This is a genomic window from Hymenobacter radiodurans (genome assembly GCF_004355185.1).
In the GTDB taxonomy this organism is placed as follows: Bacteria; Bacteroidota; Bacteroidia; order Cytophagales; family Hymenobacteraceae; genus Hymenobacter; species Hymenobacter radiodurans.
The window spans coordinates 3472498-3496542 of record NZ_CP037922.1 but is presented as its reverse complement, the minus strand read 5'-3'; the positions used below and the strand labels follow the sequence as shown (position 1 = coordinate 3496542).

The following is a 24045-nucleotide window of genomic DNA, read 5'->3' as shown; positions in this document are numbered from 1 at the left end:
TGATTTAAAGTTTCAAAAAAGTCCCCCAGATATTGTCTGGGGGCTTTTTTGTGTCATTAGGTTTGAATTAACGCTGTCTTACGGAATCACCAGTGAGCGCCTTTCATAGCTCAGAATCGTGAATACGCCTATGCCGCCCTGCACCGTGGATTGCACGGCCGCAGGCTGGCCAAAAGGGTTGCCGTTGGCATTGCGCGCGTTCTGAGTCGATTGCAGAAAGCGGTAGTAGGGCTCATCGAAGTGGTAGAGCGAGACGATTAGAGAGTCGCCGGGGTCGAAGATGTAGCTGGTGCCCAAGGTCACTTCCTTGCCTTCGTTGAGGCGGTCTTCGATGGTATAATCTACTTCAGGGTCTTGGGAAATACTGTCGCGGTGAATCTGGAAGCGGTAGAAGTCGAGGGTTTCCAGGGGGTCGCGGAAACGGGCCAACACAATTGCCTCCCGCAGTTGGATCGGGCGGTCGTTGAAGTTGAACTCCACTGTATCGAGTGGTACGGGGGTAGGCATTTTGGCGGTGCCCGTCACCACCCGACCTTTCTTATCCTTCGCCTCCAGCGTAAACACGTCGCCGGGCTGAATTAGAAGTCGATTGCGGCCGCGGTGCGTGTACACTTTGCCCGTCACGAAGTTGAAACCGGGATCATAGAGCAGGGTTTCGCGTTGCCGATTTGGGCCTGCTATTACCACCGTCACATCTTCCGGTACCACTGGTATGGGCGAAGAAAGATAAGGCGCCGTTTCGCTCACCGTAAGCTGGGCGCGCTGGTTAGGTTCCAGATAGCACTCAATCACTAATTGCGCAGGCGCAGTAGGAATGACCACATCAATGTCCTGTTGCAGGTTTTCACACCCGACAAGCCCCAGCAGCAAAGCCAGCGGTAGTACGCGCCGGATGCTGCAAGTCAGGATAGTTTTCAAATAAAGTCCCATAGATTGAACCACAGCCATCGGTCAGAATTTGAAATTGTAGGTCACGGAAGGAATAATCGGGAACAGCGACACCTGCCGGGCGCGGTAGCCGGTTACCTGCTCCGTAGCGGGGTCTTTCACCTGGTCGAAATACACGAAGTAAGGATTGCGCCGGTTGTATGAGTTGTATACGCTAAACGTCAGGTCCGACTCATCGAACCAGCGGTTAGGTTTCATATTCCACACCAGGCCCAGATCGAGGCGGTGGTAGGGCGCCAAGCGATACGAGTTGCGGTCGGGGTAAATGGGCACGGCGGCGGCTTCGGCGCCGTACACTTCCTGAAATACAAAACGTCCTTGGGGCAACGTGGTGGGCGCGCCGGAGCTGTACACGAAAGATCCCGTCAGGTTCACACGCTCCGAGAGCCGATGCAGCAGCACCACCGTAAGGTTGTGGCGACGGTCGTAGGTAGGGTAGAAGTCGGCGCCGTTGTTGATGCCCGTGGTGCCGCGCTGGGGGGCAAATTTGCGCTTGCTCCAGGCCAGCGTGTAGCCCACCCAGCCGGTAGTGCGGCCCGTTTTCTTCTCCAGGTACAACTCGTTGCCGTAGCTCCAGCCTTTGCCAAACAGAAACTCCTGATCCAGGTCGGGGTTCACAAATAGCTGGGCGCCATCTTTAAAGTCAATCTGGTTTTGGGCCCACTTGTAATACACCTCATTGGTCAGCAAAAATTGCCCCCCGCCAAGCAAAAAGCTTACTCCAGTTGCCACCTGCTGGGAGCGTTGCGGCTTCACCGACTCCCGCGACGGATACCAGATATCGGTGGGCAAGGATGCGCCCGAGTTGGTTACCAAATGCACGTACTGGTACATGAGGGCGTAGCTGGCCTTCAACGATGTGTTGGGCGTGAGCGAATAGCGCGCCGCCGCTCGTGGCTCCAGGCCCGCGTAGCGGTCGGAGCCGCTTTGGAAGGCAGTTGCCCGCAGGCCGTATTCTAGCTGTAACTTGTCGGTAGGCTTAAAGTTGTCGCTGGCATAAAGAGCGGCTTCCTGACCCCGGTAATTTACATCGGAGCCAATGTCGAGGCGACCATCTTCGCTGCCAGCTTGCAGGCGGCCCACGCCGAAAATATGGTCGGTGGCGCTGGCGCCAAACTTTAGCGTGTGGCGCTCATTGGGCTGGTACTCAAAGTCAGTCCGGAGGGCTATATCGCGGATGTCGGAGGCAAGGTTGAAGCTGAACTGGTCGATCTTGTTGGTGACGTCGTACTCGTAGCGCGTAAATGAAGCTGTCGTATTCACGAATAACTTCGGCGAAAACACATGGTTCCAGCGCAAAGCGCCCACGGTATTGCCCCAGGTAAAATCGAAGTTGAAGCTGCCAGTACTGTTAAAGCCAAACACGTCGCGGCCGTAGTAGCCTGTCAGGAAAATCTGGTCTTTATCGCCGAGCTTATAGTTGGCTTTGGCGTTGTAATCGGCGAAGTAGTAGTTAGGAATGGGGTTATACTCCGGGTCATCGGCGTTCAGCTTATTGATTTGGCGTGTAAACACATCGAAGTAAGTGCGCCGCCCCGACAGGATAAATGATCCTTTATCCTTCACAATGGGCCCTTCCACTGTAAGGCGCGAAGATATAAGGCCTAGGCCCCCGCTCACTCCCAGCTTCTTAGTGTTACCCTCACGCAGCTTTACATCAACCACCGACGATAAACGCCCCCCAAACTGCGCTGGAAAGCCGCCTTTGTATAAATCTACGCTTTGCACGGCATCCGGATTGAACACCGAAAACAGCCCAAACAAGTGCGAAGGATTGTATACCACCGCCTCATCGAGCAAATACAGATTTTGGTCGGAGGAGCCGCCGCGCACGAAGAGGCCGCTGGTGCCCTCCCCGCCGTTTTGCACGCCGGGCTTGAGCTGTAAGGTTTTCAGCAAATCAACTTCCCCAAACAAAGCCGGCAGCAGCTTCGCCTCGCGGGTCGTGAGGCGGTCCACGCTCATTTGGGTAGTTTGCAGCTTTTGCTCTAAGGTGCCCGAGCCCTCTACGATCACCTCCCCAAGTTCATTGGCCGCCTCCGGCAACACGAAGGAAATGCGCTGGCTACGGTTTACGTTTATATCCCGCGTCACCGTTTCGTAGCCGATAAAGGAAATGACTACCTCATAACGTCCTGTGGGTAGGGGCAGGGAATAAAATCCCTTCTCATCAGCCGTTACGCCGGTATTCAGCGCTGGCACGGCTACGGAAGCACCCGGTAGCACGCCCTGATCGGTGGCGCCGCGCACGTATCCGCTCAGCGTAACGGTGGCTTGGGCCAGCGCCACCTGGGGCAACGTGCACAAAATCAGTAAGAAAAGAATGGACTGAACAAAGGGTACTACTACACGCATAGCTTGACAACGAACAGAATCATAAATGTACTATGCGGGCAGGGGAGCATTTAAGGACACGGTAGGATGGAAGACCAATAGCCAAATAACAAGCGCTGGGCGAGTCGATAGGCAAATTTTCTCTGCTTGTAAACAAACAGCCGCAAAGCAAGCTAGCCCACTTTACAGCGGGATAACAGCCGAGAAGAAAAAAAGGCGATTGGGGGGCAAAATCTGTGCGTCAGTGAATCACCGACCCGATAGCCTGACTGAGCTGCTGCGCCGGTACCACCCCCGACTGCCGCCACACGGGCTGGCCTTTGTGGAAGAGAATAAGTGTGGGAATGCCCTGCACGCGGAATTGCTGCGCCGCCGCTGGGTTCTTGTCCACGTCTACTTTAATCACTTTAACCTTCCCCTGATGCTGGTTGGCTACCTGCTCCAGAATAGGAGCCATTGTTTTGCAGGGCCCGCACCAGTCGGCATAAAAATCGACCAAGACCGGCATTCCGGGGCTGCTGATAAGTTCGGCAAAAGATTTTTTAGGCATAATCTGAGGAGTAAACGACGCTGGAACTATAAAAATAGGTGACCGCCAAGTGAGCAAAACGCCCCCCAGCCCCAACTTATTACTACGCAATTGCGACCAAAAAGGCACGCGTTGCTACCACAGACGCACAAAAAAAGCCCGGCGCTGCAACGCCGGGCTAGTACTAAGTGAGGAAAGGAGAAAACAAAAAAAGCGAATTATTTGCGGTTATCCACTACCGTCACATCGTTGGCTACTGCTGGAAGCTCAAAACGCCCCCCAACAACCCGCTTTCCACCTACCCGGCACTCCCAAGCATACTTGCCAGGAACGGCGCGGGCGGCCTCACCTTTCTCCGTTTTAAAGTAATCGGGCTCCGAAGGCTCCGATGGGAAAAGTACGTCAATCCCATTTTTACCCTTCTCTACTTCTTTCGTCAGCAAATACTCTCTGCCCGACGTTTGATCTACTACAATAAACGTGGCCTGGTACGTACCCAACTGACCAAATTTATCCATTACACCCAGTTTGATGTACGCATCGGTCGAAACCAGCCAGGTTTGCGCGTGAGCTTTCGTCGGCGTCAGCACGATTAGAGCTAAGAAAAAACCAGCGACCCGCAGTAAAAGTGCAAAGCGCCGAGGTAAGTGAAGAGTAAGAGTTTGCATAGGGAAAGTGGTAAAAGTGTTGAAAAAGACGAAGTTTATTTTTAGAACTATTTTGATGAATTTTTGAACTTGTACGGTCGATTATTTAGTTGATTTAGCTGCCAAATAACACATTATAAGCAAGGTGAAGAGCTTTTTGCTATTGTAATTAAACGTAGTGTCACAATCAAATATAGAATTTATTCGAGTGGGATCGATTGTAAGCAAAAATCTTTGTTCATCAGACTTCCTATAGAATCTCTCTGCTATCATCGGGCCAACTTCTTACATAATTGCATTTTATGCCCCGTCGTCGCTTCAAAAATGTTTCTATTAATTCTGCGGCTAATCCTGAGCCACAGTGTGAGCTATGTGAGCGGCATGTACGTTTTGTGTCGCGTCATCACCTCATCCCGCGCGAAGAAGGCGGGCGGTTTGGGCCTACCGTGGCTCTCTGCCAACCTTGCCATAGTACCGTACACCTGCTGCTGACTAATCGGGAGCTAGCCAAAAAATATGCTTCCGTGGATGCCCTTCGAGTAGCCGAGGAGCTACAAAAATATTTGCACTGGGTGCGTCGTAGTCGTATAGAGCATATCTCCAATCGTCGTAAGCGGCGCTAACCCGGTCGTACTATGTGAGCAGGAATGAAGAAATTCGTTCTTGGCACATCGCTTCTTCTCTTTTTACAGATCCTGTTTTTGGCGCATTATTTTGTTCCCTTCGCCGAGGCTAAGCATCAGCCCACCATTTTAGTCGATAGCACCGGCCTGCGGGCGGCGTTGGTATTGGCCCACTGGCGCGGAGCCGCTACGCCCGTTGCCTTCCGTGACGACACCAGCGCTGGCTCAGTGCTCAGAGCTTTGCGCGCACCTCATACACCAGAAATGGTAGTACAGGCCGTCAGCGCCAACCACTTCGACATCGACGGCTTTGTTGGCGTCTGGAGCTTGCTGAATGCCGAGTTGGCCTTGCATTATGAGCCACTATTGCGTCTGGTGGCCACGCTCGGCGACTTCCGTGAGTTGGACTGGACTAACCCGCTGGCCGATGACGCGCTGAAGCTGGTTTGCTGGCTTAATGCCAAGGAAAAGGAGTTGTTTTATCCGCCCTTTGGCGCGCCGGCCATTCGGCGCAGCGAGACCGAAGCTTCGGCGGAGAAATTTGCCTGGTTTCTGCCCGTTTTCGGCGAAATACTAGAAAACCCTGAGCGGGGACGCGCAGCTTGGGAACCAGAATATAACCGGGTGCGCCGCGCCATTGAGGTAATGCACAGTTCTGCCACACGTCTCACGCGCTATCCGGACTTGGGCTTATTGGTGGTGCACACGCCCGATCCACTGCCGTATTACGCCTTGTTTGGCCCGACCAACGGCTTCGATATTGTGCTAAGCTGCTATGATGGTCGGCGCTACGAGCTGGAGTATAAGTATACCACCTGGATTGATCTGGAGTCGCGCCCCACGCTGCCGCGCTTGTCGTTGAATGGCCTGGCCACTCGCCTCAGCAGCCTAGAAAACTCCCCCAGCGCCTGGGTTTTTGATGCCATCACCGACACAGGCCCATTGCTGCGTCTGGGAGGCAAAAAGCTCAGCAAAGCCCAGCGTTACGCCGACCCCGACCAGCGACCCATCGAACAATCATCTATTGATGCCGAGACAATAGAAAAAGAAGTGGTGGATTTCTTTCAACAAGGCTACGCGGGCATCGCGCCCCGCCGCTATTGGACGTGGGCGGAAATGAAGGCCGTTGGAGGTGAGTTTAGCTAAGATATAATTTAGCTAATTCCATTTAGCTAACTCTTCCGGCAATAATTCATCTTCAAAAAATGTCACGTCTTCATCTCGGCTATGATATTCAAGAAGCACCGATATTATATCTAAAAACTTTTCAAAAAAGAACGAATACCCGGTGCTACCACTTTAAAAATGGAATCTGATTCTTCCATTTTTATTACTTGAAAAGTATCTGAATTTGCATCAATTGTATAAGCAAAGCTTTCGCCTAATTCAGTAATCATAAATATAATTACTTCTTTATGCAACCCGTTAGGCTTAAGAGTCATTGGGTTAATACTTAATATATTGAGTAGTCTTTTATTCATCAAGCCAACAACTACATAATTCAAAAAGGCAAAGCCGTTACTAAAATTATACAGCTCTATTAGCTCAGCAGGTAATTTAGTTTGCAGCTTAGACTCAATAAACTCAATCCTTAACTCGCCAGCCGGTGGATGTAATGCAACATCATCAGGATACAAAACAGCGAGTTCTTTTATTCTATTAATTATGTCTTGCATAGAATAAATATCAATTGTTGGACAATTATTGTTTTATAAAGCGCTACTCGCTCTCTCCAAACCCAACCACGCGCAGAGTGCTAATACCCCCACGCCTTTGCGGACATTAATTTGGGTGCTCACGCGCTCTTTCAAGGCTTCTACGTGCGAGATGATTCCGATCATTTTGCCGGTGCCTTGCAGAATTTCGAGGGCAGTAAGAGCTACTTCCAGCGCGTCGGCATCGAGGGTGCCAAAACCTTCATCGATAAACAGCGTCTCAATCTGGGTTTTGTGACCTGCTAATTCCGAAAGACCCAACGCCAGCGCCAAGCTCACCAGAAAGCTTTCACCCCCGGAAAGCGAGTTCATGGAGCGTGTGCTGTCCGCCTGATAATGGTCCACGACCAGCAAATCGAGATATTCCTGCGGATTGCGCGTGATGCGGTAGCGGTCGGTGAGGCGCGCGAGGTGGCGGTTGGCCAGCTCCGTGAGGCGCGTGAGAGTGAGGCCCTGGGCAAACTCGCTGAACTTCTTCCCATCAGCCGAACCGATAAGCTCCGCTAGCTGGCGCCAGCGCCTAGCTTCCTGCTGCTGCTTTTCCAGCGTCGCCGCTAGTTCGGCGTGACGCTCCAATCCCTGGTGATGATCTTGAAGGCGCTGCCGACGCTGCCCCAGCTGCTGATGCAGGTCGGCTACGGTTCGCTCCGCAGTTCGCAATTGCTCCCTTATTACTTCCGCCGGTTCTGTAGTCAACTTCTTGCTTTGTTCCAGCTCCAGTTGCTGCTGGGTTTCTGTAAGAGCGCTTTGGGTAGTAAGAAGGGCGCGTTCGTGCGACTGTAGCTGGTCGGCGAGGCGGCGTGCTTCGGCATCGGGGAGAAGGCGCGTGCGTAGCTCCTCAGGGTTGGGGGGCAAATTTGCGGCTTGCAGATCGGCTACTAGCTTAGTATAGAGTTGATCGTGCTCCTGCTGCTCACGAGCCGTTTCCAGTTCCAACTGGCGGCGTCGCTCGTCAGCACGCGACAATTGACTTTCGTGCTCGCAGAAAGCCTGGTGACTGCTTTCATACGCTTCAGTTAGCTTCTTTACCGCGTCCGTTAGCTGCCGACGTGCCTGCTCTACATCGGAGCCAGCAAAAAATTGCTGGCGCTGCTCCCGCCGACGCTGAATTGCCTCGTGGTGACGCACCAGTTCTGCCTTGCGCGCAGTGAGCCAGTCCTGCGCTTGGGCAAGCGATTTTTTAAGCTCTTCGCTTTGGGCCTGAACGGCGGCGCGCTGGCTTTCGGCCTTGTTCAGCGCCTCTTTATGTTGCTCAAACTCCGTCGTCAGCTGCTCCAACTGCTCAGTCAGGGCGGCGCCATTATCACCCGTAAAAGTGAGTTGAAAGTACGCCAGCATGCTGGTTACCTGCTCCTTAATTTTTGGGGCTCGGTCGTGAACATCGTCCAGCTTCGCGGAGAGCTTGGCTAATTCTTCAATCGCTTGGCGTTGCTGCTGACTGGCAAGCTGCTGTTCGCCATGGGCCTCCGTGCTGCGCATAGCTGCGGCATGACGCTGCTCCTGAAGTTCGCGTAGCTGCTGAGATAGTGCGCGCGCTTGTCTGGGGGCCATTTCTTCCTCTTCCCCGACAGCGGCCGGTGAATCTGTAGATTCTCCGTCGAAATTTGCCCCCCAGCATTCTCCAGCATGCCCGCCGCCGTCAGCAGCTTCTGCACGCGGCCATTCAGAGCCCTTACCTGCTGGCCCAATGCTTCTTCCCGCTCTTTGTCACGTTGCAGCGAATCAGCCGTTACGCCGAGCGCCCCCAGCGCAAAGGGGTGCTCCGTGGCGCCGCACAAAGGACATGGCTGACCTGCTTCCAAATAGTGCCGCGCCTCCTCATGACTTAAAATCAACTGCTGGGTCTGAACTAGCAAGCGCAGATCCGTCAGGTGCTTTTCCTGCGCTGCGTGCTGCTCCTGCAAGCTTGCCACAAACTGTTGCAAACGCGCCAGCCAGGTATCCCGCTCCGCTTCTACTTGCTGTTGGACTGTCGCTAAGTCGCCGGCCTGCTTTACAGCCTCAGTCTGCCGGGCGGTCGCCTGCGCGCTTAGCTGCTGAGCTTGTTGCAGCGCCAGGGTTTGCGTCTTCTGCTGGGTTTTGAGCTCCTGTAGCTCCCGATCTACGTCGGCCAGGTCTTCGAGATGGCTGCTAAGTTGGGGCCGAATGGTTGGCAAGTCAATGCGGCGCCCGTGCAGCGTAAGCCAAGCAGAAAGCTCTTTTAGCTGGTCACTGAGGCGGCTGGCTTGTGCTATAGCCTGCTCATAGTCAGCTTTCTGTTGCTTGCACTGTTCATTGCGCTGCTCGTACTCCTGCTTTTCCCTGGTGAGCTGGGCTTCCTCGGCCTGAATCACCGCGTCTAGCTTCTCAGCTTCCAGCAACTTCGGGTTTTGCTCCTCCTGCTGTGCTAGCGCCGCGTCGCGCGCCTGCTGCACCGTCGCCCTGCTTACGAGTGCCACATCGAGCTGTTGTTGGAGCTGCGGACGCTTCTCCAGCGCCAGCGCCTCCTCCTCACGCATGCGCTGCAATCGGATACCAGCAGCTTGCAACAGTTCCCAAGGTGTACGAAAGGGAAGGGCCTGCTCGTGCGCGGTAAGGCGCTGCCGCAAGGGAGATAAGTCTTCCGCCTCGGCAGCAAGAGTAGCAAGGCTCGCTTGGTTTCGCTGCTGGCGGGTAGCTAAGTCAGCGAGTTTCGTGAGCCAGATTTGGGCTTCCTGTAATTGCTGCTGCGTAGCAGTGCTGGCTTGTACCTGCTGCGCAATAGCAGTCATTTCGGTTTCCAGCGCTGTTACCTCCTCATCGGATAGAAGCGTAACGCCGGCCAGACCCGTCCGTAGGACCTCTACCTGCTGGGCTTCTTCCTTAGCCTTCCGAAAGGCAAAAACCGAAATATCGGAGTACTTGCGCGTATCCGTAATCTTCTCCAGCAGCTGGGCCCGCTCGCCGGCGCTCGACTTCAAAAACCGCGTAAACTCGCCCTGGGCCAGCAGTACAGACCGTAGAAACTGCCGATACTCCAGTCCGCTCAGTTCCGCCACCCGCGCTGGCACCCTGGATTTGTAGCTTTCAATAATGGGCCAATTGTCGTCGGGTGCGTCGGAGGGAGTAGTGGGCTCCTCGCTGAGTTCCATGCGCGAATCCTGGAGCTTGCCCTCGGCTTTCTTGCGCGCCCGATACTGACCCCACTTCGAGCGGTAGCGACGCCCGTTTACCTGAAATTCTACCTCGGCCCAGCTCTCGCCCGTACCGTGACTCATGACCTGCTCTACGCCACCCTCATGGCGCGGCACCTGCCCATAAAGAGCCAGCGTGATAGCATCAAGAATAGTGGTTTTGCCGGCACCCGTGGGGCCGGTAATGGCAAACAACCCCGCATCGGAAAGAGGCGAGTGACTGAAATCTATTTCATGCTGTCCGCGCAGCGAGTTAAGATTGGAGAAACGGACGCGGAGTATTTTCATTCAATGGGTAAGGTTATGGTGGATATACTCCCAGTCGCCAGCAGTACAAAGCCCAATACCACTATGCATAGTCACCCCACCATCGTTAATTGGTAATTCAGAAAATATTAGTGGTGCATCATTATCAGGAAATTCTATTAGGCAATGCATTGCATGGCCGTGTTCAAGCCTGTTGATTTTATGATGGTACAGGAAAGCATGGCGTACAACTGTTCGCTGCTGCCAGTATCTATTCGGATTATTTAATTCAAATATGTAGTCATAAAACTTCGGTAGGTCAATATCAGCATAGCAGTAATCGGTAGTTACGGATGCCCATCTGGGAGAAGTAAGATACTTCTTAAAGTGGCTGTAAGCAGGTGGAAATTCACCTAATCTATCTCGGATAATGAGATACCGTTGATTATATGCAACGTCAGTTTCAGAACGCATAATCAGTCTAACTTACCCTTGCCGCATCAGTTCCAGCAACTCATCAAACGCGCCTAACAGCTCTGTACGCGCTTCTTCGGGCTCTTCCTCCAACCGTTTCTCGAACACTTCGCGCTCAGTGAAGTCGTGGAGGCTGCGGGTGAGCGGTTCAGGGTCGTCGCCGAGAGGACGCAGGGTGAGCAGGCGGAAATGACGACGCGCCAGTACTTCCAACTGGGTGCGGTCGAGTTGGGTGATGACGGCCAATAGTTGCTCCGCTACTTCTAGCTGCGACAGTTCAGAGCGCACTTCTACGTCGGCCCAGGCGGGTAGCTGGTAGCCCGCGTTGTCATAGGCCGCCAGGCGCACCAGCACTTCATCAAGCGGGCCATGGAAACGTACCAGCCGCCGGGCGCTGGGCACAGGCAGAGCTTCGATGGCAAGGCTCTGGGGGGCAAATTCCAGCAGCAACACCTCCTTGGGATGGTCTATTTCGGAGAAAGACAGCGGAATAGGAGAGCCGGAATAGCGTATATGCTCACGCCCACCCACGCGCTGGGGACGGTGCAGATGCCCCAAGGCCACATAGTCGAACAGCGTCGGGAAGTGGTCGGCGGTGACTTGGCCGAGGTTGCCAACGTGAATAGTGCGCTCCGAATCGGAAGGCGAAGCGCCGGCCGCATAGAGGTGGCCGGTGGCCAATACAGGCACCCCAGCAGCTTTTAGTTGCCATACCATTTCTATCTCCGATACGCGGGCATAGTGGTCAGCAATGCCTTGCCGGATACGCTCTTCCCGCTCTTCCGCCGCCTCGCCGGGCACCGATAGGCGCACGTCCCGGTCGCGGAGGAATGGGATGGCGCACACCACAAGCCCCGGCTTGCCAGCAGCGTTATCTAATACAATTACTTGGTCCTCAAAACAGTCGGGTACACAGCCAACCACGTGTACGCGCAGATGGCGCAGCAAGCGGGCGGGCGCGTTGAGCGTCGCCGGCGAATCATGGTTGCCCCCCACTAGCACAATGTCGCGGCAGTCGGTGGCCTGCATCTGCAGCAAAAACGAATAATAGAGTTCCAGAGCCGCATTGGAGGGCGAGCCGGTATCGAAGATGTCGCCGGCCACTACCAGCACTTCCACGCGCTGGGCCTGAATAGTTTCAACCAGCCAACGCAGAAAATGACGGTGCTCCTCGGTGCGCTCGTGGCCGCCATTGAAGCGTTGGCCCAAGTGCCAATCGGCGGTATGTAGTACACGCATAGACTTCAAAGGTAAAGCGCAAACAGGAGGTTCCCACAGCACAAAAACGCTGAGGCACCCTGAAGATCACAAATGACCTCAGCGTGCCTCAGCGTTTTTACTCTGAGAGACGTTTGCGCAAGCTCGACTAATGCACGGCCTGCGACTGAAACTCTGTCACGGCTTCACCTAAGTCAAATACCTCTGCTTGAGGCAGGGCCACTTGCAATATACTGCTGCCCGCCGCCGAGCGGTAACCGCCGGCGCAGTGCACCAGAATTGGCTTGTCGGTGGGCACTTCGTAGGCTCGTTCGCGGAGCTCCGGCAGCGGAATTTTCAGCGCTTCCGGGAAAATAGGCTGCTGGGTTTCGGCGCGGTTGCGAATGTCTACGATGGTAAAGTCTTCAGGCCGCTCGCGCACGCGGGCAACGTCGAGGTCGGGACTGTTGGCCGGTAGTTGAGCAGGAGTGAGGAGTGCGCCTGCAATATTGGTTTCGTAGCCAATCTTAGCCGCTTTGCGAATCACGGCATCCAGCGCAATCTGCGTGTCGGCCAGCAGGTAGAACTTCTCCTTTGGACCGACAATTGAGCCGAGCCAGGTTTCAAATTTGCCCCCGTCCATCAGATTAATAGCTCCCGGCAAGTGACCAGCACGAAACTGAGCAGCCGGCCGGGTGTCAATAATCAGCGTGCTGGGCACCAACTCAGAAGCCGAATGTACGCGCGGTACGGCCCGCACGCTATCCTCAAACGGCTGAGCGCCCAAGCGGTTCAGCACTACATCGTGCCCAAAATACTTAGGTACAAAAGGCTGATCCTCAAGCAGTACTTTAATAAACTCCTCCTGCGACATCGGCTGCAGGGCGTAATTGGTTTTTAGCTCTTTACCAATGCTGCTGTCCAGATCGGTGCTGGTAGTTTTGCCGCAGAGTGAACCGGGGCCGTGGGCCGGATAAACGCGCGTAGTGGGGGGCAACGTCATCAGCTTCTGACGGGTGCTTTGGTAAAGCAGGCCGGCTAGCTCTTCGCGCTTGTGGCCGCCTACGGCTTCTTCCTCGCGTAAGTCGGGGCGGCCTACATCACCCACGAAAAGGGTGTCGCCGGTGAATACGGCGCGGGTTTGGCCCAGCTCATCAATCAGCAGAATAGAAATACTGTCGGGTGAGTGGCCAGGCGTGTTCAGTGCGTGCAGCTCAACGGTGCCAAGCGTGATGCGGTCGCCGTCGTCGAAGGGCTGGTGCGGATAGAGGGCTTTTACCAGCTTGCTGCAATAAATAGTGGCGTCGGTTTCCTCGGCTATTTCGAGGTGGGAGGAAACGAAGTCGGCGTGCGGGTGGGTCTCAATAATGGCTACGATGCTAGCGTCGTGCTCGTCGGCGAAATCGTAGTAAGGTTGCGGATCGCGGGCTGGGTCGATAATGGCCATGTAGCGGCCGGAGCGGATAATGTAGCTAGCGTGGGCAAGGCCCTTATCATAAAACTGTTGAATCTGTACCGACCCGGTACTACTGGGCAAAGGGCTCATGGTGGTAGGTTGTGGTGGCGAGGCAACGCCTTCCGTAACGGAGAGGCGGCCGGCGGCTAGACCAGCGCTCATTTTCAAATATAAGAAGGCGCAGCCTTCTCTAACAGAAACTGCGAAAAACCAACCTAAGTTTACTCATCAAGCAAATGATTGTCAAGCGAATACTTGGTTAAATTAAGTGCAGAGCTTCGGCCATATGCGCTTCACTGTGAACGTGCCGGCTTCATCGCACCCAATGCGCATCGCTTGGACTTCACATAAAAAAGCCCCCAGCCACTCGGCTGGGGGCTTTTTGCTACTGCTCGGGGCGTTTAGCCGCGGGCTTTCATTCTGCCGCCTTTGCGGTTGGCCATGCGCTCGGTGCGCTGCTGCTCGTACTTGGCGTATTGGTCGGCCGTCAGGATAGATTTGAGCTGGGCATCGTGCCGGTCGCGGGCGGCTTTGGCTTTCTGGCGGTTTTCGACATTCTTGGCACGCACGGCATCCATCTCCTTGGCCTGCGCCAAGTTCAATTGCCGTACTTTCGCCGTTTGCTCAGCGCTCAGGCCCAACGACTTGGATAAGTTAGCGGCCCGAGCTTCGGCGCGCTGCTCTGGGGTTTTATTGGCCATCTGACCGCGTTGGGCACGGCCCTGGGCTGGCTTGGCGGCTGGAGTTTGGGCGAATGCAGCGCCAGCAGTCAAAGTGAAAGCGGCGAACAGGATGAGCATCTTTTTCATGGGAAGTGAGTCTGTGGGTGAAATTTGATGCTTGGATGCAGATGCCATTCCAAGGTTTAATGGCCCCAAGCCAAGAGCAGATTATACCTGTTGGCGCCGCCTGAACCGGAATATCGCCTATATTCGGGCCACGCAGCCGCTATTTAGGGGCCGCTATTGCCTCTTTTCACTCCAATTCTCACCTTCTATTTCTCCTCTTTTCTTCCTTTATGGCAAACATTTTCGCCAAAAAACCCCTGGCTCAGCTGCTGGGAGAAGCTAATAGTTCCGGCGAAGGCACGCTGAAGCGTACCCTCGGCGCCTTAAATCTGATGGCACTGGGCATCGGGGCCATCATCGGAGCTGGCCTGTTTGTGCGCACAGCGGCGGCGGCGGCCCAGGCTTCCGGTCCGGGCGTTACGCTGGCCTTCATCGTGGCTGCCATTGGCTGCGCTTTCGCAGGCTTGTGCTACGCCGAGTTCGCCGCGATGATCCCCATCGCTGGCTCGGCTTACACGTATGCCTACACCACCATGGGCGAGTTTGTCGCCTGGATTATCGGTTGGGCGCTGATTATGGAGTACGCCTTGGGTGCCGCTACGGTATCTATTGCCTGGAGCGAGTACCTGAATAAGCTCTTGGAAGTCTTTGGCACCAGTATACCCTACAACTTAAGCCACTCGCCCTTCGAAAGCGCCGTGGTGGATGGCGTAACGCAGCACGGACTCATCAACCTGCCAGCCTTGTTGGTTATCGTGGCGTTATCGCTGCTACTTATCAAAGGCACGCAAGAGTCGGCAGCTTTCAATGCTATCATCGTGGTAGTGAAAGTGGCTATCGTTCTGATATTCATTGCTGTAGGCTGGCAGTTTATCGACCCAGCTAACCACACGCCTTACCTGATTCCTGAGAACGCCGAGCCAGTGAAAAACGCGGCGGGCACTGTCGTGCGCGAGTACACAGCTTGGAATAAGCATGGCTGGGGCGGCGTATTGGGCGGCGCGGCCATCGTGTTCTTTGCCTTCATCGGTTTCGATGCTGTAAGTACGGCTGCGCAGGAAGCTAAAAACCCTAAGCGCGACATGCCAATCGGTATTCTGGGCTCGTTGGCGGTGTGTACTGTTCTGTACATTCTCTTCGGCCACGTGCTGACGGGCGTTGCCAACTGGCGCGAATTTGCCGACCCAGCTCTGGGCGGTGAGGCTTCCGTAACCTACGCTATTTCGGCGCACATGCCCGGCTTCGAGTGGCTGGCTACGGCCGTAACGGTGGCTATTCTGGCCGGATTCTCTTCGGTTATTCTGGTAATGCTCATGGGCCAAAGCCGCGTGTTTTTCTCGATGGCAAATGACGGCCTGATGCCAAAAGCCTTCTCGGAGTTACACCCTAAGTTCCGCACGCCTTACAAGTCAAACCTAGCGTTGCTGGTGTTTGTGGGTGCTTTTGCTGCCTTCGTACCCGGCTCTTTGGCCGGTGACCTGACCTCTTTCGGTACGCTGCTGGCTTTCGTGCTGGTGTCGGCTGGCGTGTGGATCATGCGTCGCACCGACCCGCAGCAGCACCGCCCGTTCCGTTCGCCGCTGTCGTCGCCCGCGTTCCCCTTCGTGCCAATTATGGGTATCGTAGTCTGCTTAGGCATGATTGCCGCCCTCGATGCGTTCACTTTGAAAGTGGCAATGGGCTGGATGCTGCTCGGTTTCATTGTGTACTTTATCTATGGCAAGCGCAATAGCAAGCTGCAACAAGGCATTGTAGTAGTGCCGGTTGAGATGGAAGAACAAGCCTTTATCGAGCCCGACAAAGACAATTTGTAGTATCGATTTTGAGCACAAAAAAGCCCCCAGAGTTGTTCTGGGGGCTTTTTTGTGCGGTCAACCAGAGAATAGGTTATTTCTTCTTGGTGGCAGCGGTTACTTCGCTTTGCAGCTTCACCACTTTGTCGCCGTTTTCCTGCACAATCACGAAAGCGGGGTTCTCGGCGGTGCCGTTGCGGGTAATGTCGCTGCCTTTGATCTTTTTAGTGACGGATTCCTTGTGGACTTCCTCGATTTTGCCGCTGGCCGTGCCAGTGCCATATTTCCAGGTAACGGTGGTGCCTTTGCGCATGGGAATTAGGAGCTTAGTGCTTGATACGTACTGCTATGTTTGCTATAAACCGTGTACTCAGGTAGTCAGCACATTGTTGCGAAGCGTGCTAGGATAATGCGGCGCAATCGGCCTATGGCTTAGCAGCTTCAAATGAGTACTTTAGGCCGCCAGTCTTGTACCACTAGCCATACTTTATGCCCAAAAGTTACGTAGCCGCGCTGCTCTTCTTTGTTACGATGATTGGCGACCCAGCTTACGCCCAAACTGTCACGAAGCAGCAAGCCAAGGCCCGCAAACTGCACGAGCGGCTTTATACAGTGGATAGCCACGAAGACACACCTAATGAGAATCTGCTGAACCCTCGCTTTGACCTGACGAAAGATAATAACCCCGACTCTGCCCAGGTTGATTTGCCCAAAATGCGCCGGGGTGGCCTCGACGCCGCTTTCTGGGTGGTGTATATGGGGCAAGGGCCGCGCAACGAGGAAGGCACGGCAGTAGCCCAGCAGCAGGCGCAGGCAATGTTTTCGGGTATTGAAAAGGCCGTGCAAGCTCATCCTGCGGAGTTAGCTATGGCTACTACACCTGCCGAAGCGCTAGCCTTGGGCAAAGCTGGCAAGCGGGCCATTTTTATTGGAATGGAAAATGGCTTTCCCGTCGGCCGCGATTTAAACAAGGTGCAAGCCTACTACAATCAGGGAGTGCGCTACCTCACACTGTGCCACTCATCCAACAACGAAATATGCGACTCCGCCACCGACCCTAAAGGCCCTGAATATCAGGGTCTGAGTCCGTTTGGGGAGCAGGTGGTATCTGAGATGAACCGCCTAGGCATGATGGTCGATGTATCGCACACCTCCGACTCGACTTTCTACGATGTGCTGCGGCTATCACGCGTGCCAGTCATTGCCTCTCACTCCAGCTGCCGCGCCTTGGCCGATGTGCCTCGCAACCTCTCCGACGAAATGCTGCGCGCCTTGGCTCGGAATGGTGGAGTAATTCAGATTAATTTTTACGGGCCTTATGTAAAGACGGAAGCCAAAAGCCCCGAGCGAGTGGCGGCTGAGCAGGCTTTCTTCGCTAAATGGCAAATCAAAACATCGTTGAATGTGTACGGCTTGCCTACCGAATCGCAGAAAGAGGCTTTAGCTGAGCTGCGTCAATTACAAAAGCAATTTCCGGTGCCATTGGCTACCGTCCAGGATGCCGCCAACCAAATTGACCACGCCGTGAAAGTCGCCGGCATCGATCACGTAGGCATCGGCTCCGACTTTGATGGCGGCAGCGTGCTGACCGGCCTGCGCGATGTAGGCGACTTGCCCGCTTTGACGGAGGAGCTACTGCGACGGGGCTACTCGCGCCGCGACCTTGCCAAGATTTGGAGCGGCAACCTATTTCGGGTGATGAGAGCAGTTGAGAAAGGCAAAAGCCGCCCGGCTACGGCTTCCACCTCTAAACCTTAGTGCATGAATTACTGGTCCGTAGCAGGGCTTATTTCTACATTTGATCTGATGCCGACTGCAAGGTTGGCGCGCATACTTCTTTCGTTCTTTACCTAACCCAAAACCTTAATGCATACTTCTATTCCTCGATTGGGACTGGTGGGTGGGCTGGTCCTGAGTAGCCTCGGCGCCTACGCTCAAACCAGCACATTCCCCCGCAACGGCGTGTACGACCAGCGACCGGGCTTGTACGCCTTCACCCACGCCACTATTTTCACCGATTACAAAACCAAGCTCACCGACGCTACGCTCCTGATTCGGGATGGCAAGGTAGAAGCGGTGGGCAACAACGTGAAGATTCCGGCCGGCGCCGTGGTGCAAGACTTGAAAGGCAAGTACATCTACCCTGGCTTCGTGGATTTGGCCGCTAGCTACGGCTTGCCCGAAGTAAAGCCAGCGGAACGAACCGCTCGCCGGCCGCCGCCACAGTTCGAAAGCAAAAAAGGTGGTGCCTACGACTGGAACCAAGCCGTGCACCCCGAAACCGACGCGGCCAGTGACTTCCGACTGAACGAAGAACAGGCCGATGCATATCGTAAGATGGGCTTTGGGGCGGTGCTCACGCAGCAGCCCGACGGTATTGCCCGCGGTACCGCGGCGCTCGTAACGCTGGCTACCACCGGCCGCCGCGAAAACGAGGTTATCCTTACTGACAGAGCTGCTGCTGGATTTTCCTTTAACAAAGGCACCAGCACCCAGAATTATCCCGGCTCGTTGATGGGCAGCATCGCGCTGCTGCGCCAAACGTATCTGGACGCCGAATGGAATCAGCGCAACCCCACCAAAGAGCAGAACCTGTCGTTGCGCGCATTTCAGGAGCAGCGCCGTTTGCCCCAGTTTTTTGAGGTGAGCGACAAGCTGAACGCCCTGCGGGCCGACAAACTAGGCGATGAGTTCAAAACGCAATTCATCATCAAAGGCCGCGGCGACGAGTACCAGCGCATCGCCGACATTAAAGCCACCGGCGCCCCATTTATCCTCAACCTTAACTTCCCGGATGCTTATAACGTGGACGACGTGTATGACGCCTCACGCATTCCGTTGGAAGATCTGAAGCATTGGGAAATGGCCCCCGCCAACGCAGCTTTGCTTGCTAAAGCCGGCGTACCCATTGCGTTGTCAGCTACTGATCTAAAAGACAAAAAGAAGTTTCTGCCCAACCTGCGCAAGGCCATCCAATATGGTCTGAGCGAAGAGCAAGCCCTGCGTGCCCTTACTGCTACGCCCGCCGAGCTAATCAAAGCCCAGGACAAAGTAGGCAGCTTGAAGCCGGGCCTGACGGCCAATTTCCTGGTCTGCTCGAATCGGTTGTTTGCCGAGGATAACGTGATGCTCGACAACTGGGTGCAGGGCGAACGCTACCAGCTCAGCAACCTGCCTGCCGACTACCGCGGCGTGTATACATTGCAGGTAGGCAATCGCCCTGCCATGCAAATGCGGTTAGCAGGTAAGCCTGAAGCGCCGGAGTTGAAAATAGCTTTGGCACCCAAAGACACGGTCCGGGGGGCAATTTCGGTGCAGGGTGAGTTGGCTACCATCGTGTACAACCCCACGCCCAAAGACAAAACTACCTCCGTGCGCCTAAGTGGCTACTTCACGCCCGAAACCCGTCAGTTTCAGGGCGATGGACAACTGCCCGATGCGACGCTCGTGAAGTGGTCGGCGAAGCGCCAGGAGGTAGCCAGCCAAGCTGCCAAGCGCGACTCGGCTAAAGCGCCTGAACCCATTCAACTCGGTTCTATGCTGTATCCGTTTGCGGCCTACGGGCGCGCGGCAATGCCTCAGCAGGAAACCGTGTTAATCAAAAACGCCACCGTGTGGACCAGCGAAGCCGCTGGTAAGCTGGAAGGCACCGACGTATTGCTGGTGGGGGGCAAAATTTCCAAAGTCGGCAAGAATTTGTCGGCTAAGGATGCCCGCGTAATTGATGGCACAGGCAAGCACCTCACGCCCGGCATCATCGACGAGCATTCGCACATCGCCGTAATCGGTGGCGTAAACGAAGGCACACAGGCGGTTACCTCGGAGGTGCGCATTGGTGACGTGCTCGACCCCGAGGATATAGATCTGTACCGCGACCTAGCGGGCGGCGTAACGGCGGCTCAATTGCTACACGGCTCGGCGAACCCCATCGGAGGCCAGTCGCAACTTATCAAGATTCGCTGGGGCGGTGCTCCCGAGGATTTGAAAGTGGCGGGCGCTGACGGGTTTATCAAGTTTGCTTTGGGTGAAAACGTGAAGCAGTCGAACGCGGGCGAGGCCAACGTGCTGCGCTTTCCGCAGTCGCGCATGGGCGTGGAGCAGGTGTTTGTCGATGCCTTCACGCGAGCAAGGGAGTACGAAAAGGAGTGGGCCGCTTACAACAAGCTCAGCAAAGGCAAGCAGAAGAAAGCCGAAGCCCCGCGCCGCGACCTAGAACTTGATGCGCTGGTTGAAATCCTGAATAACAAGCGTTTTATTACCTGCCACAGCTACGTGCAGAGCGAAATCAACATGCTCATCAACGTAGCCGACCGCTTGGGCTTCAAAGTGAACACCTTCACGCACATTCTGGAAGGCTACAAAGTGGCCGATAAAATGAAGGCGCACGGCGCTGCTGCCAGCACCTTCGCCGACTGGTGGGGCTATAAAAACGAGGTGCGCGACGCCATTCCTTACAACGCCGCTATCATGCACGACGCTGGCCTCACGGTTGCCATCAACTCGGATGATGCTGAGATGAGCCGCCGCCTCAATCAGGAGGCTGCTAAGACGGTGAAATACGGCGCCTTGTCGGAAGAGGAAGCCATGAAGCTGGTCACGATTAATCCGGCCAAAATGCTGCATGTCGACAATAAGATGGGTAGCATCAAGGAAGGCAAAGACGCCGATGTGGTGCTGTGGAGCGCTCATCCGCTCAGCATTTATGCTCACGCGGAGCGCACCTTCGTTGATGGCCGCCAGATGTTTGACATTGAATCGGATAAGGTGATGCGCCAGGAAATGGAGAAAGAGCGCCTGCGCATCGTGCAGAAAATGCTGGCTGCCAAGAAAGGCGGCGCGCCTACTCAAACGCCGATAGCTAAAGCAACGGGCCATTTTCACTGCGACTCGGTAGGGGAGGAGAAGGAATTGGATAAGTAAAAAGTAAAGCCATTCTCGTCCTCGCAAGGGGAAGTGAACTGCATTACAAACCCATAGAAACTCAATCATGAAGCATATACTTCTTTCTTTAAGCCTGCTTACTGCCGTATCGGCGGCGGCGCAGGTTCCGATGCCCGCTCCGGCCCAAGGGCGACCCATTCTGCTGGTGGGGGGCAATTTGCACGTAGGCAACGGCACCGTGGTGCCCAACGCGGCCGTGGCCTTCGATAAGGGCCGCATAACGTATGCTGGCGCGCAAAATGGCTTTACCCAACGCGAAGGCTACGAGGTAGTTGACGTAAAGGGCCAGGAAATTTATCCTGGTCTGATTTTGCCAAACACTACCCTAGGTCTTACCGAAACTGAGTCGATTCGGGCAACGGTAGATGAGCAGGAAGTGGGCACGATGAACCCCAACGTGCGTTCGCTTATTGCCTACAACACCGACTCCGACATCATCCCGACGGTGCGCACCAATGGCGTGCTGCTGGCCCAGATTACGCCTCGTGGCGGCATGCTTTCCGGCCAAAGCAGCATCGTGCAGCTTGATGCCTGGAATTGGCAGGACGCCGCTGTACGCGCCGACGATGGCATGCACCTGAACTGGCCGCAGATGATTCTGAAGCTGAGCCCAGCGGAGGACGAGAAAGCAGTGGAAAGGCGCATCAAGGAGCGTCAGACGCAGCTGCGCGAGCTGGAGGTAATGTTCACGGAAGCGGCTGCTTATAAGAATTTGCCTTCTAGTCGCCGCGAAAACCTTCGCCTCTCCGCGTTGGGGGGCATTTTTGATGGCTCCAAAACGCTGTTCATCCATGCCGATTACGGTAAGGAGATTATAGAAGCAGTAAGCTTCGCCAAGCGCTTAGGGGTGCAGAAAGTAGCCGTTATTGGTGCCCGCGATGCGTGGATGATGCTCGACTTCCTGAAGCAGCACGACATTGCCGTTGTCCTGTCACGCACGCACGCGCTGCCCCGCCGCCCCGGCGACGACTACGACCTGCCCTACAAATTGCCGCATATGTTGCAACAAGCGGGCATCCGTTTTTGCCTTGATTATGAAGGCAGTATGGAAACAGCCGGCTCCCGCAACCTAGCCTTTATTGCCGGTACTGCCGCCGGCCACGGCCTCACGCAAGAGCAGGCTGTTACGGCTGTTACGCTGAGCCCGGCCCGCATCCTAGGTATTGATAAAGACTACGGTAGCCTCGAAAACGGCAAAAGCGCCACGCTAGTCGTGAGCACCGGCGACCTGCTGGACATGCGCACGAACAACATTACTCATGCCTACATCGATGGCCGCGCTTTCAGCCCAGAGAATAAGCAGGTGTATCTGAACCGGAAGTTTCGGGGCAAGTATGGTATGCCAGTAGGAGTGAAGTAGAGAAGCATGACATTGACTAAAAAAGCCCCACAGAAGATTTCTGGGGGCTTTTTTAGTCAATGTCATGCAGAGGCGGAGCCGAAGCATCTCGCGTGTTTAGTGAGAGTGGTAATCAGACGTCAGCACGCGAGATGCTTCGGCTCCGCCTCTGCATGACCGTCTTATTAGAAAGATTGGATGGTAGAGGCAGCTACATCAACCTTCGATTTGATAGCCAATGGGCTTGAAGGCGTAGTTGTTCGACATTTCTGCTGAGCAGGCGGTTAATCCTACCAGCAAATCCATTTTAGCCTCAAGTACCACATAATCACCAGCTTTGCTTTTAGGCGGGAGCACATCTACCTTGCCGGTATTGCCATCCACGGTTACGTGCATGAAGATGTTAAAGCAAATGGGAATGGCATCGGGGCTGATACCATGCTCCGCGAGAGCCGCGCTGAGGTTACCAAAACAGCCGCGGTGTGGCTGCTGGTGCCCATAGATAATGCGGAATGTATCGGCGCTACAGGGCGTAAGCAGAAAGTCGTGGCGGCCCACTGTATCCTCCACCATGTCGAACATGACGTTGCTGCGGTTGGAATAGAAAGGGTGTCCTTTGGTCAGGAAGATGGTTTCGGCGTAATCAATGGTGCGACCGGAAGAAAGGTATTCGGCCTTATCCTCCAAGTTATAGCACACAAAATCAGCCACTTGTTCGCCCTGGATGTCGACCACTCGTAGGCGCTGGCCCTTTTTTACTAGGAAGGAAGTACCGCTACGCGGCGGTATGATGGTTAGCTGCTGCATGTTGACTTAAAAAAGGGCATTTCCAGGCTTGGTCGTACACCTTGCCACTGTATTGGTACACTTCGGATGCTTGGCCGTAATCTTCCAACATCGGGTTGATTGAGCCGGAAAACGCCACATCGCGGGTGCGAATAGTGTTGCGCAAACCGTCATAGCGGCTGTTCGCCCGAATCTGCTCAAACTGTGCGTGGGCATTAAATACCAGCGTTGGATACTTAAACCGGCGTGCCAGCCGGCTACTACCAGGATGCAAACCAATGATAAAAAAGGCTTCTTCCTTTAGGCTAAAGCTGAAATCGGGGGAGTTGGGGTCAGACACTACACGCTTGTCGTAACCATAGCGCTGCGCATCTAGGTTGGATAAGGCCTGTAAGCGCTGCCACAGAAACTCTTCAAACTGAGCTTCGTTGGGGTTTTCAGGCCCTTTGAAAATGATGGCCAAGCTGTGGTATAGCTTAGTCGACTGCCGGTATTCATCCACAAAGTCATAAATGAATTGCAGAATGGCTGCGTCGTCCTTGGGGCAGGCCATATGATCTACTACCAAGCACTTTATCTGATTCCAGGTAAGGGCAGTCTTAGCAGCTACACATGGGAATTCTTTGTTATTTATAAAATCGAAGTATTCCGATGATATAATATTATATTCAGTATCAAGCATATAAGCTACTCAAGTGAAACGGAGCGTGCGGAATAATTAAAATCCTGACTTTCGTTAACGAGTAGATTATTTGGAAGGTTGAGCTTTTTGCGAGAAAAAGTTAAACAGAACAGTAGCGTTTATTTTGTTAAAAACGCTTTTACGCAGTAAAAAAGGCCTTTTTTTATTTTTGTTTCGTTAGGTTTGGAGTTCAAAGAAAACCGCAGCGACGCTGGTAGTTTCTATTTTAAGCTAGGGTCAGTTGCGCCTTTAAAGCACTTGATACGATACACTAGAAACTATCATACAAGAAGATTTAACGTATATTTCTAAATGCTGTTGATGAAAATTTATCTGGGCATGTTGCAATCTGCGGTGGATAGCAGCTGCGTAGATTATTCTGCTTGATAATTTGC

Annotated in this window: 20 protein-coding genes; 6 read left to right on the top strand and 14 right to left on the bottom strand. The window is 54.4% G+C overall.

Annotated elements, in window-relative coordinates; genetic code table 11:
- Window positions 1–78: 78 nt before the first annotated feature.
- The 4 genes from EPD59_RS15975 to EPD59_RS15960 form a co-directional block, all read right to left on the bottom strand.
- Window positions 79–918 carry a DUF4249 domain-containing protein gene (locus EPD59_RS15975; RefSeq protein ID WP_165963630.1) on the bottom strand — a complete coding sequence of 280 codons (840 nt, stop codon included), beginning with the start codon at window positions 916–918 and terminating at the stop codon, window positions 79–81.
- A 33-nt stretch (window positions 919–951) separates the two neighbouring features.
- Complete coding sequence (locus EPD59_RS15970; RefSeq protein ID WP_240731450.1) at window positions 952–3255, bottom strand: TonB-dependent receptor; 2304 nt, start codon at window positions 3253–3255, stop codon at window positions 952–954.
- Between the two features lie 268 nt (window positions 3256–3523).
- A complete protein-coding gene (gene trxA / locus EPD59_RS15965) occupies window positions 3524–3832 on the bottom strand; it encodes a thioredoxin (protein WP_133273654.1) in 309 nt (102 codons plus the stop codon).
- Window positions 3833–4029: 197 nt separating this feature from the next.
- A complete protein-coding gene (locus EPD59_RS15960; RefSeq protein WP_133273653.1) occupies window positions 4030–4479 on the bottom strand; it encodes a hypothetical protein in 450 nt (149 codons plus the stop codon).
- Window positions 4480–4760: 281 nt separating this feature from the next.
- Here EPD59_RS15960 and EPD59_RS15955 point away from each other — a divergent pair, with 281 nt between their 5' ends.
- Both EPD59_RS15955 and EPD59_RS15950 read left to right on the top strand, forming a co-directional pair.
- Window positions 4761–5081, top strand: coding sequence for an HNH endonuclease (locus EPD59_RS15955; RefSeq protein ID WP_133273652.1), 321 nt, complete (start codon window positions 4761–4763; stop codon window positions 5079–5081).
- A gap of 24 nt (window positions 5082–5105) precedes the next feature.
- Window positions 5106–6227, top strand: a complete 1122-nt coding sequence (locus tag EPD59_RS15950; protein WP_240731449.1) for a DUF6687 family protein — start codon at window positions 5106–5108, stop codon at window positions 6225–6227.
- Between the two features lie 110 nt (window positions 6228–6337).
- On the opposite strand, the gene EPD59_RS15945 is transcribed toward EPD59_RS15950, so the two are convergent.
- The 7 genes from EPD59_RS15945 to EPD59_RS15915 all read right to left on the bottom strand — a co-directional run bounded on the left by EPD59_RS15945 (window position 6338) and on the right by EPD59_RS15915 (window position 14130).
- Window positions 6338–6757 (bottom strand): SMI1/KNR4 family protein, encoded by a 420-nt coding sequence (locus EPD59_RS15945; RefSeq protein ID WP_133273651.1) that lies wholly within the window; start codon window positions 6755–6757, stop codon window positions 6338–6340.
- A gap of 33 nt (window positions 6758–6790) precedes the next feature.
- A complete protein-coding gene (locus EPD59_RS15940; protein ID WP_165963629.1) occupies window positions 6791–8275 on the bottom strand; it encodes an SbcC/MukB-like Walker B domain-containing protein in 1485 nt (494 codons plus the stop codon).
- Window positions 8203–10236 (bottom strand): AAA family ATPase, encoded by a 2034-nt coding sequence (locus EPD59_RS15935; protein ID WP_133273649.1) that lies wholly within the window; start codon window positions 10234–10236, stop codon window positions 8203–8205. The genes EPD59_RS15940 and EPD59_RS15935 overlap by 73 nt, the downstream gene beginning before the upstream one ends.
- A complete protein-coding gene (locus EPD59_RS15930; RefSeq protein WP_133273648.1) occupies window positions 10237–10668 on the bottom strand; it encodes a hypothetical protein in 432 nt (143 codons plus the stop codon).
- A 12-nt stretch (window positions 10669–10680) separates the two neighbouring features.
- Window positions 10681–11907: an exonuclease subunit SbcD gene (sbcD, locus tag EPD59_RS15925; RefSeq protein ID WP_133273647.1), complete on the bottom strand. Its 1227-nt coding sequence runs from the start codon at window positions 11905–11907 to the stop codon at window positions 10681–10683.
- A 127-nt stretch (window positions 11908–12034) separates the two neighbouring features.
- Complete coding sequence (locus EPD59_RS15920) at window positions 12035–13483, bottom strand: MBL fold metallo-hydrolase (protein ID WP_317128384.1); 1449 nt, start codon at window positions 13481–13483, stop codon at window positions 12035–12037.
- 239 nt (window positions 13484–13722) lie between these two features.
- A complete protein-coding gene (locus EPD59_RS15915) occupies window positions 13723–14130 on the bottom strand; it encodes a multiple ligand-binding protein 1 (protein WP_133273646.1) in 408 nt (135 codons plus the stop codon).
- Between the two features lie 209 nt (window positions 14131–14339).
- On the opposite strand from EPD59_RS15915, the gene EPD59_RS15910 reads away from it, so the two are divergent.
- Window positions 14340–15923, top strand: coding sequence for an amino acid permease (locus tag EPD59_RS15910; RefSeq protein WP_133273645.1), 1584 nt, complete (start codon window positions 14340–14342; stop codon window positions 15921–15923).
- Between the two features lie 73 nt (window positions 15924–15996).
- Here EPD59_RS15910 and EPD59_RS15905 read toward each other — a convergent pair whose 3' ends face one another.
- Window positions 15997–16215 carry a hypervirulence associated TUDOR domain-containing protein gene (locus tag EPD59_RS15905; protein ID WP_205703431.1) on the bottom strand — a complete coding sequence of 73 codons (219 nt, stop codon included), beginning with the start codon at window positions 16213–16215 and terminating at the stop codon, window positions 15997–15999.
- Window positions 16216–16391: 176 nt separating this feature from the next.
- Here EPD59_RS15905 and EPD59_RS15900 point away from each other — a divergent pair, with 176 nt between their 5' ends.
- The 3 genes from EPD59_RS15900 (at window position 16392) to EPD59_RS15890 (ending at window position 22203) form a co-directional block, all read left to right on the top strand.
- A complete protein-coding gene (locus tag EPD59_RS15900) occupies window positions 16392–17660 on the top strand; it encodes a dipeptidase (protein WP_133273643.1) in 1269 nt (422 codons plus the stop codon).
- A 108-nt stretch (window positions 17661–17768) separates the two neighbouring features.
- Window positions 17769–20822, top strand: a complete 3054-nt coding sequence (locus tag EPD59_RS15895) for an amidohydrolase family protein (RefSeq protein ID WP_133273642.1) — start codon at window positions 17769–17771, stop codon at window positions 20820–20822.
- A gap of 67 nt (window positions 20823–20889) precedes the next feature.
- Window positions 20890–22203 (top strand): amidohydrolase family protein, encoded by a 1314-nt coding sequence (locus EPD59_RS15890; protein ID WP_133273641.1) that lies wholly within the window; start codon window positions 20890–20892, stop codon window positions 22201–22203.
- A gap of 195 nt (window positions 22204–22398) precedes the next feature.
- Here the strand turns inward: EPD59_RS15890 and EPD59_RS15885 are convergent, their stop codons facing one another.
- Together EPD59_RS15885 and gntA are read right to left on the bottom strand one after the other, a co-directional pair.
- Window positions 22399–22989 (bottom strand): DUF1989 domain-containing protein, encoded by a 591-nt coding sequence (locus tag EPD59_RS15885; RefSeq protein ID WP_133273640.1) that lies wholly within the window; start codon window positions 22987–22989, stop codon window positions 22399–22401.
- Window positions 22958–23650, bottom strand: a complete 693-nt coding sequence (gene gntA / locus EPD59_RS15880; RefSeq protein WP_133273639.1) for a guanitoxin biosynthesis heme-dependent pre-guanitoxin N-hydroxylase GntA — start codon at window positions 23648–23650, stop codon at window positions 22958–22960. The genes EPD59_RS15885 and gntA overlap by 32 nt, the downstream gene beginning before the upstream one ends.
- Between the last annotated feature and the right edge of the window lie 395 nt (window positions 23651–24045).